The organism is Boseongicola sp. (assembly GCF_057460485.1).
The window spans coordinates 1-7,567 of record NZ_JBVCWP010000185.1 but is presented as its reverse complement, the minus strand read 5'-3'; the positions used below and the strand labels follow the sequence as shown (position 1 = coordinate 7,567).

Annotated in this window: 8 protein-coding genes and 1 pseudogene; 6 read left to right on the top strand and 3 right to left on the bottom strand. The window is 58.1% G+C overall.

What is annotated here, in order from left to right:
- Positions 1 to 99: 99 nt before the first annotated feature.
- Both AC221Y_RS17090 and AC221Y_RS17085 read right to left on the bottom strand, forming a co-directional pair.
- Positions 100 to 582 (bottom strand): hypothetical protein, encoded by a 483-nt coding sequence (locus AC221Y_RS17090; RefSeq protein WP_486707827.1) that lies wholly within the window; start codon positions 580 to 582, stop codon positions 100 to 102.
- A complete protein-coding gene (locus tag AC221Y_RS17085; RefSeq protein ID WP_486707826.1) occupies positions 537 to 881 on the bottom strand; it encodes a hypothetical protein in 345 nt (114 codons plus the stop codon). Before AC221Y_RS17085 ends, AC221Y_RS17090 begins: the two co-directional genes overlap by 46 nt.
- A gap of 170 nt (positions 882 to 1,051) precedes the next feature.
- Between AC221Y_RS17085 and fabF the strand changes: the two genes are divergently transcribed.
- The 4 genes and pseudogenes from fabF to AC221Y_RS17065 all read left to right on the top strand — a co-directional run bounded on the left by fabF (position 1,052) and on the right by AC221Y_RS17065 (position 5,038).
- Positions 1,052 to 2,314, top strand: a complete 1,263-nt coding sequence (fabF, locus tag AC221Y_RS17080; protein ID WP_299753164.1) for a beta-ketoacyl-ACP synthase II — start codon at positions 1,052 to 1,054, stop codon at positions 2,312 to 2,314.
- Positions 2,314 to 3,468, top strand: coding sequence for an endolytic transglycosylase MltG (mltG, locus tag AC221Y_RS17075; protein ID WP_299753162.1), 1,155 nt, complete (start codon positions 2,314 to 2,316; stop codon positions 3,466 to 3,468). The genes fabF and mltG overlap by 1 nt, the downstream gene beginning before the upstream one ends.
- A gap of 834 nt (positions 3,469 to 4,302) precedes the next feature.
- A pseudogene (locus AC221Y_RS17070) lies at positions 4,303 to 4,713 on the top strand (baseplate megatron protein TIM-barrel domain-containing protein).
- Positions 4,691 to 5,038 (top strand): hypothetical protein, encoded by a 348-nt coding sequence (locus tag AC221Y_RS17065; protein ID WP_299753160.1) that lies wholly within the window; start codon positions 4,691 to 4,693, stop codon positions 5,036 to 5,038. Before AC221Y_RS17070 ends, AC221Y_RS17065 begins: the two are co-directional and overlap by 23 nt.
- Positions 5,039 to 5,450: 412 nt before the next feature.
- Here AC221Y_RS17065 and AC221Y_RS17060 read toward each other — a convergent pair whose 3' ends face one another.
- The gene (locus AC221Y_RS17060) at positions 5,451 to 5,780 is read right to left on the bottom strand and encodes a TraR/DksA C4-type zinc finger protein (protein WP_486707825.1); all 330 of its coding nucleotides are present in this window, start codon (positions 5,778 to 5,780) and stop codon (positions 5,451 to 5,453) included.
- 94 nt (positions 5,781 to 5,874) lie between these two features.
- Here AC221Y_RS17060 and cysE point away from each other — a divergent pair, with 94 nt between their 5' ends.
- Positions 5,875 to 6,690, top strand: a complete 816-nt coding sequence (gene cysE, locus AC221Y_RS17055; protein WP_299755890.1) for a serine O-acetyltransferase — start codon at positions 5,875 to 5,877, stop codon at positions 6,688 to 6,690.
- Positions 6,691 to 6,827: 137 nt separating this feature from the next.
- Positions 6,828 to 7,567 (top strand): PLP-dependent cysteine synthase family protein (locus AC221Y_RS17050; RefSeq protein ID WP_486707824.1); only part of this gene is annotated, 740 nt, incomplete at its 3' end.

Here is a 7,567-nt window from a genome sequence, read left to right as displayed (position 1 = left end):
TTTCGGTTGAGGGCGGAGTTCAGGTCTTCCGGGGACAGCAGGCTATCGAATTTGGCACCTGCAAAATAGGTATTCGACCAGATTATCCGAGCTGCACAATTAATCTCGCCAAAACCAATGGCGAGAGCTGCGCCTACAGACGGGGCGTTCCTCCAAAAGAGCCTTACGTTTCCATAAGAGCTTCACGCCGCCTCGTGAGATATCGACCGCACCGGCCATTTCGGGCGCGTTTTTTTGTTTAGATACAAGGACCGGAATGATCACAGGGCGTCTGAACATGCGTTTGGCGCGCCCGATCGTAGGCGCGCGGCCACGCAGAAACTGGGTGGCTCCGGCCGTGCCGACACCTGCAAAGATCGGCAAAAAAATGGCCAATGCCAGCGCAGGGCGTGCCAATCGAGTCTTGGACGGATTGTCTTTTGTCGCAACCGCGTCGCGGTCACTGGCCGACGTTTCGGCAGCATCATCGCCAGATTGCGTCACATTGATCGGCTCGATATCGCAGCCGGTTGAGGCCACAAGTCGGTCCACGTAGTTCAGGTTTTCAGCGGTTCGGGACGTATGCTGTCGCGGTTGATCCATGCGGCATTTAACACGGCTAAGGCTTCGCAGAGCAGGCAAGAGACGCGGGTGATGTCGGCCAAGGCGCCTTCGGTCCCAAAGCCCCGGCCAAGTGCAATTGCGTCGGTGGAGTGTAAATTTGCGGAAAGCGCGGTGCAATTGGTTTGCCAATAACTTTGGCTTTGGGTTTTCAGGAGCTGATCGTAAAGCTTGCCAAATCCCGAAAGTTCGCGCGCCGCCTCGCAAGCGAGCGCAGAGCCCCCTGCGAGATAGCTGACCAGAAGTGTGGCGGGAAGACGCTTTAGATGGAACGATGGCATGGGGGCAATCTTAGGGTGCGGGGTCGACGGCCTGCCGTTTAGGGCGGTGGGTTTTTCGTCTTAACGCGGGCTTTGTCTTTGATGTTGGCGGGTAGATGCGCGGCTTGATTGCGCGCCTTTCGCGCGCCGTGTATGAGTTTTGCAATGGCATTGAGAACCGGAGAACACGCATGCGTCGGGTCGTCGTCACAGGACTAGGAATGGTAACGCCACTTGCATGTGGTGTTGAGGAAACGTGGAGCCGTATTCTTGACGGTCAGTCTGGCGCGGGACCGATTTCGCGTTTTGACGCGAGCCACCTGGGCACAACATATGCGTGCGAAATCCCGCGCGGCGATGGGTCGGACGGGACGTTCAATCCTGATGACTGGATGGAGCCGAAAGACCAGCGTAAGGTCGACGATTTCATCATTTACGGGATGGCCGCTGCGGTTCAGGCTGTGACGGATTCTGGTTGGGCGCCAACGGACACCGAAAGCCTTGAGCGCACCGGTGTCATGATTGGGTCTGGCATCGGTGGTTTGCAGTCGATTGCCGAGACCGCGATCTTGCTGAAAGAACGCGGCCCCCGTCGGGTCTCGCCGTTCTTTATTCCGGGTTCACTAATAAATCTTGTGTCGGGGCAGGTGTCGATCCGGTTTGGCTTTAAGGGGCCGAACCATGCGGTAGTGACGGCCTGTTCTACAGGGGCACACGCCATCGGCGATGCGGCACGTCTTATCATGCTGGACGACGCGGATGTGATGGTGGCCGGTGGGGCCGAAAGCCCGATTTGCGAGATAGGCATCGCCGGGTTTAACGCTTGTAAGGCGCTTTCGACAAAGCGCGGCGATGATCCGACCAAAGCGTCGCGGCCCTATGATGTGGATCGGGACGGTTTTGTCATGGGCGAAGGTGCGGGCATTGTTGTGTTGGAAGAATACGAGCACGCGAAGGCACGCGGGGCGAAGATTTACGCCGAGATTTTGGGCTATGGTTTGTCGGGCGATGCGTATCACATCACCGCACCTTCCGAGACTGGCGAGGGCGGGGAGCGTGCTATGCGCGCGGCTTTGCGCTCGGCCAAGCTTTCGGGGGCGGATATTGATTACATCAATGCTCACGGCACGTCGACGATGGCGGATACTATTGAGCTTGGCGCGGTTGAGCGTGTGATGGGCGATGCGGCGGCTGCGGCCACGATGTCGTCGACTAAATCGTCGATTGGTCACCTTTTGGGGGCTGCGGGGTCGGTAGAGGCTATCTTCTGCGTGCTTGCTATGCGCGATCAGGTGGCGCCGCCGACGATCAATCTGGATGACCCGGCGGTCGAGCCGAAGCTGGATTTGGCGCCGAATGCGAAACGCGAGCGGAAGATCAACGTGGCTTTGTCGAACTCGTTTGGGTTTGGCGGCACGAATGCTTCGCTGGTTATGGGCCGGGTTGACGTCTGATGTGGCGCAATCTCGCGTCCAATGTTCTGACATTGATGATTGTTGCGCTTGTCGTGGCGTTTGGCGGGCTTACATGGGCGCAGCGGCAATATGAGGCCGTTGGGCCTTTGAACGACGCGATTTGTTTTCAAGTTACTCCGGGCAGCAATATGCGGCGTGTGGCGTCGAGTCTGTCTGAGAAGGGTGCGATTGCAAACGCGACGATTTACCGGCTGGGGGCTGACTATTCCGAGAAGGCCAATGATCTGAAGGCGGGGTCTTTCCTTATTCAAGAGGGCGCGTCGATGGCGCAGATTGTGGACGAGATCACCGGCGATGGGGTGTCGACCTGTGGCACGGAAGTGATCTACCGGATTTCGGTGAATTCAAAGACTGTGCGGGTGCGCGAGTTGGATGCGTCTACGCAGGAGTTTGAGATAACGGCGGAGTTTGATCCGGCGGCGGATGAGCGACCCATGTCTTATGTGAGCGCATTGGACGATGTGGCAACACGGTATCGCGTGGTGATCGCGGAAGGCGTGACCAGCTGGCAGGTCGTGGATGCGATCCGGGCGTTTGATTTGTTCGAGGGCGAGGTTGCAGATGTTCCGGCTGAGGGGACGTTGGCGCCGGATGGTTACGAGGTGCGCCTGGGGCAGGATCGGGCGGAGTTCCTGAATTCGATGGTCGCTATTCAGTCGATACGGTTGACGGAAGCCTGGGAGAACCGAGCTGAGGATGCGCCAGTGGACACGCCTGAGGAGGCGTTGATCCTGGCCTCGATCATTGAGAAAGAGACATCCGTGCCGGACGAGCGTGGCGTTGTGGCAAGCGTGTTTGCCAATCGGTTGCGACAGGGCATTCGGCTGCAGACGGACCCGACGGTGATTTACGGGATCACGCGAGGTGAGGGAGTTTTGGGGCGCGGTATCCGGCAGAGCGAGCTGCGGCGTGAAACTCCGTGGAATACATATGTGATTTCTGGGTTGCCGCCGACTCCGATTGCGAATCCGGGGCTTGCGAGCATTCAGGCGGCGCTTGATCCCGATGATACGGACTACATTTTCTTTGTAGCAGATGGGACGGGCGGGCATGCGTTTGCTGTGACGCTGGCCGAGCATAACGCCAATGTTGCGCAGTGGCGCAAGATCGAAGCGGAGCGGGTGAACCAGTAGCGCGTTGACTACTTGGGAGTTTATCCGTCCGGGCACCAAAAATACCCTTTTGATAATTGCACGTTTCGGAATTATGATAATTACATCAATAACTTAGAGTTAACGTTTTGCGCGATCTTGGGTATACCTAGAAGCAAGATAGGATAGGTGGCAGAGCGCGGCTCGCGGATATCCCGTTGTGCGTTTTAACCAGAACTGCCTGCTGCATTCCCCAAATAGACAGGACCCCGTCATGACCGATGACCCCACCGGCAGACCGGAGCCGATGCATCGCGTCGGCTTCTCTAGCAGAGTGAGCGGATCCTGCGCGATTTGCTTGTGGCGTTCGTTACGGCAACGGGACAGATGCGCGCAGCAGAGCCGCTGGACGAGACCGATACTCCAAGCGCCAGAGTGATATTTGCAAAAACCCGCGCGACAGTGATCCCAAGAGATTCTGACGAATGACAAACGTTTCCAGATTTCTGGCAGGGTCTTTTCAAAAAAGCCCCATAATTTCGACGCGATCCGCAACGACCTTGGGCGCAGGCTTGATCGCAATCGCGACGCCTGAGGCCCAGAAGACGTTTCTGAGTAAACCTGCTTGGCGATGTCGCGAGGGCCTTGCCGCATCAGTTGCCGCTCGGGGGTGACTGGCGCACTTGGTTGATTCTTGGGGGTCCGCGCCGAGGTTGAAGGCTCGGAGCCTTTGCAGCCTTGGCGCTCGAAGCGCGTGGCCTTAGTTGGGGAGACCTTGAATCAGGCGCGCGATGTGATTGTGCTTCGGGAAAACGATATTCTTATTTGTTCGCCTGAGTATCGAAAGCCGGTCTGGGGGAGGCTGCGAGGCGTCGGTTGGTTTGGCCAAACGAAGCGGTCGCGCAGGTTTTTTCTACGCATGATTTCGAGGGCCTTCGAGGACCGCAGTTTGATGCGGCATGGATCGATGAAATCGGCTGTTGGGCTATTGATAGAGCGACCGATCAGCCCAACAAACTTCTTGATCGGAAGCCGTCAGATGGCGCGTTGCCAAAGTATTCAAACGGCGGGCGCGATTAGGTTATTCAGATGCAATATCTGCGGGCCATGGCGGAGTTCTGGAGAGAACCGGACGACAACCCGGAAGCCACGCTTTATGCCGGCAAGATGGTCAATCCCGATCGGATGTTTGTCTGGGCATGTGACATGCGGCTCTTTCCGCATTTTCCGGGGACTTCGGCGCTTTGGAGTGATGGTGAGAACTATGCGCGCGGGCATTGGTTGTAGGACCGTTTCTCTTCGCGGTCAGCGCGGCACGGACGGTGCCATTCCTGATGTCTGGCCAGTCGGATCGGTGCTTGTCGTGCTGGACACAAGCGCCGTGCAGCTGCCGATCTCGCCGGTGCAGCGCGATTTTGCGTGCGTCTATCGGGTTGGATCAGTGTCAAAGGCCGTGGATCACCCCGCGTGTCGAACGCTTGAGCATGCGGCCAAGGGTGTCGGGCTGAGGCCCTATCAGCCGGCTCATTTGTCGTGGGCGCGCACCGGGGCGGGCGATGTTGCGGTGTCATGGAACGGAAATCGCGCGTTGACGGCGATCCTTGGGATTTGAGCGATACACCATTGGGCGAGGTGACCGAGGCCTATCAGGTTCGGGTGCGGGTCGGTGGACGATACTGAGAGAGCCGCCCGTGACGCGGCTCTCGTGGCTTTATGTGACGGCAGATCAGACGGCTAACGCGTGGTTGGCGCTGACGACCAAGAACGATGACGGTGTACGGCCTAGGGGGAGAAATTTCGGACATCGGTGGAGCTAGCGGCTTTGAGAATGGCGTGGTGGGCAGGGCAAACAGATATGTCAGCGGGATCGGCGTCCGAGCGGGCGCCTGAGCGCGTGGGATTACGGGAACCCTGCTTCCGGACTATGCGGCGGACCTTCTTTTGACCGCAACCGGCGGCGATTTTTGACGGCACGGGCATGTTTCGCCTTGCCGTGCGTTTTGCTGCCGCGGGCATCGTCCGCGTCAGCCATTTGCGCAGGACAGACACAGACTGACGGTCGGGTCCAACGCAATCCGACCGGCTGCAATGTCGTCTCCGCAATCCTGGCAGTGGCCAAACTCTCTCTCTTCCAAGCGTTTCAAAGCAGCGATGATTCGGTGCCGTCGCCCGGCGCGTCGACGTGCGGTGGCTTGCGCCATGGCCTGACGCTGCATGGCGTCCATTCGGCTGAGCCGTCCGATCGATTGCTGGTCCAGCGTCACCGTTTTTTGGTCGTCAGCGCCAAGTGCATCGTCGCGTTCAAGCGCCATGAGTTCTGTTTCCAGAACCTTTCTCGCATCGCTCAGGTCCATCCTTGTCCTCGCATTTTGTTTCAAATGCCTTTTCAGGTTACGTGCGCATGTCTATATGCTGTAAGTGCCGCGAGGCAGTGAAAAGGATTTGGTCATGGCCGAGCTACAGCGTAAACCCCGAAAACTTGATCCTGTCTGGGACCAGATTGCGCAGGAAGCGCGCGCTGCTGTCCTGAAAGAGCCACTGATTGGTGGTCTTGTCCATTCAAGCATTCTGCACCACGCCTCGCTTGAGCGTGCTCTAAGTTACCGCCTCGCCATGAAGCTGTCGTCGACTGAGATGTCGGCGCAAATCCTGCGCGAGATCGCTGACGAAGCCTATGAGACGGCTCCGGCATTAGGCGAGGCTGCGCGCGCGGACCTTGTTGCGATTTTCGAGCGTGACGCCGCCTGCCACAGCCTGATGCAGCCGCTCCTTTACTTCAAAGGATTCCAGGCCGTGCAAGCCTACCGAGTTGGGCATTGGCTTTGGGAACAAGGGCGCCGGGACATTGCGTATTTCATCCAGGCCCGCGTCAGTGAGGTATTTGGCGTCGACATTCACCCCGCAGCCATCATCGGCAAGGGTCTGATGATCGACCACGCGCATTCCATCGTCATTGGTGAAACCGCCGTGGTCGGCGACAATGTTTCGATGCTCCATTCCGTCACGCTTGGCGGAACGGGCAAAGAGGATGATGACCGTCACCCCAAGATCGGCAATGGCGTTCTTATCGGGGCTGGCGCGCATGTTCTGGGCAATATCACCGTTGGGTCCTGCTCGCGCATCGCGGCAGGTTCGGTTGTTTTGGAAGAGGTTCCACCGTGCAAAACGGTTGCTGGTGTGCCGGCGAAAATCGTTGGAGAAGCCGGATGTGATCAACCCGCATTGAGCATGGATCAGATACTTAACGGCTGTCCCGGGCAATAGCCAATGCCCGGGATAGCGATTCGCATCAGGCCTTCAAACACGAGCTATCCCACCTTTCCGAGACCTTCCCCTTGCGCCTTCGCGAATTGGCCGTCAGTTTTGGCGGTGAACGACACGCCAGCAAGGGGGATCATCTCATGGCAACCAGGCAGACCAACGGCCGCGGCCGCCGCTACAATTCGATCGTGGATACTGTCGGCGACACGCCCGTTATCCGCATCAACCGGATCGCGCCCAAGAACGTCACGATTTACGTCAAGTTCGAGGCCTTTAACCCTGCGGCTTCTGTAAAAGACCGTCTGGCGCTTTCGATCATTGAAGCGGCTGAACAAGACGGGCGCCTGAAGCCGGGTCAGACAGTTGTCGAGGCTACGTCAGGCAACACAGGTATCGGCCTTGCGATGGTTTGTGCGGCCAAGGGATATCCGCTAGTGATTATCATGGCCGACAGCTTTTCCATCGAGCGCCGCCGCCTGATGCGTTTTCTGGGTGCTAAAGTTGTTCTGACACCACGGGCCGAAAAAGCCGTTGGCATGTATAAGAAGGCAGTTGAACTGGCCGAGAAAAATGACTGGTTCCTTGCCGGTCAGTTCGAGACCGCCGACAACGCCGACATCCACGAAACGACCACAGGACGCGAGATTATTGGCGATTTCGAAGGCGAGCGGCTTGATTATTTCGTCACGGGGTACGGCACTGGCGGAACGGTTTCGGGTGTTTCGCGTGTCCTGCGTAAAGAACGGCCAGACACCAAAATCATCCTAACGGAACCGGACAACGCGGCGTTGATCGCCTCGGGCACTCCTCAGGAGCGCAACGCGGCAAACGCCCCCGAGAGTGGCCACCCTGCTTGGGCGCCCCATCCGATCCAGGGCTG

Bases quoted from the DNA above. Each gene is read 5' to 3' on its own strand.
- AC221Y_RS17090 (WP_486707827.1), bottom strand. From the start codon at position 582: ATGGATCAACCGCGACAGCATACGTCCCGAACCGCTGAAAACCTGAAC.
- AC221Y_RS17085 (WP_486707826.1), bottom strand. From the start codon at position 881: ATGCCATCGTTCCATCTAAAGCGTCTTCCCGCCACACTTCTGGTCAGC.
- fabF (WP_299753164.1), top strand. From the start codon at position 1,052: ATGCGTCGGGTCGTCGTCACAGGACTAGGAATGGTAACGCCACTTGCA.
- mltG (WP_299753162.1), top strand. From the start codon at position 2,314: ATGTGGCGCAATCTCGCGTCCAATGTTCTGACATTGATGATTGTTGCG.
- AC221Y_RS17065 (WP_299753160.1), top strand. From the start codon at position 4,691: ATGCGCGCGGGCATTGGTTGTAGGACCGTTTCTCTTCGCGGTCAGCGC.
- AC221Y_RS17060 (WP_486707825.1), bottom strand. From the start codon at position 5,780: ATGGACCTGAGCGATGCGAGAAAGGTTCTGGAAACAGAACTCATGGCG.
- cysE (WP_299755890.1), top strand. From the start codon at position 5,875: ATGGCCGAGCTACAGCGTAAACCCCGAAAACTTGATCCTGTCTGGGAC.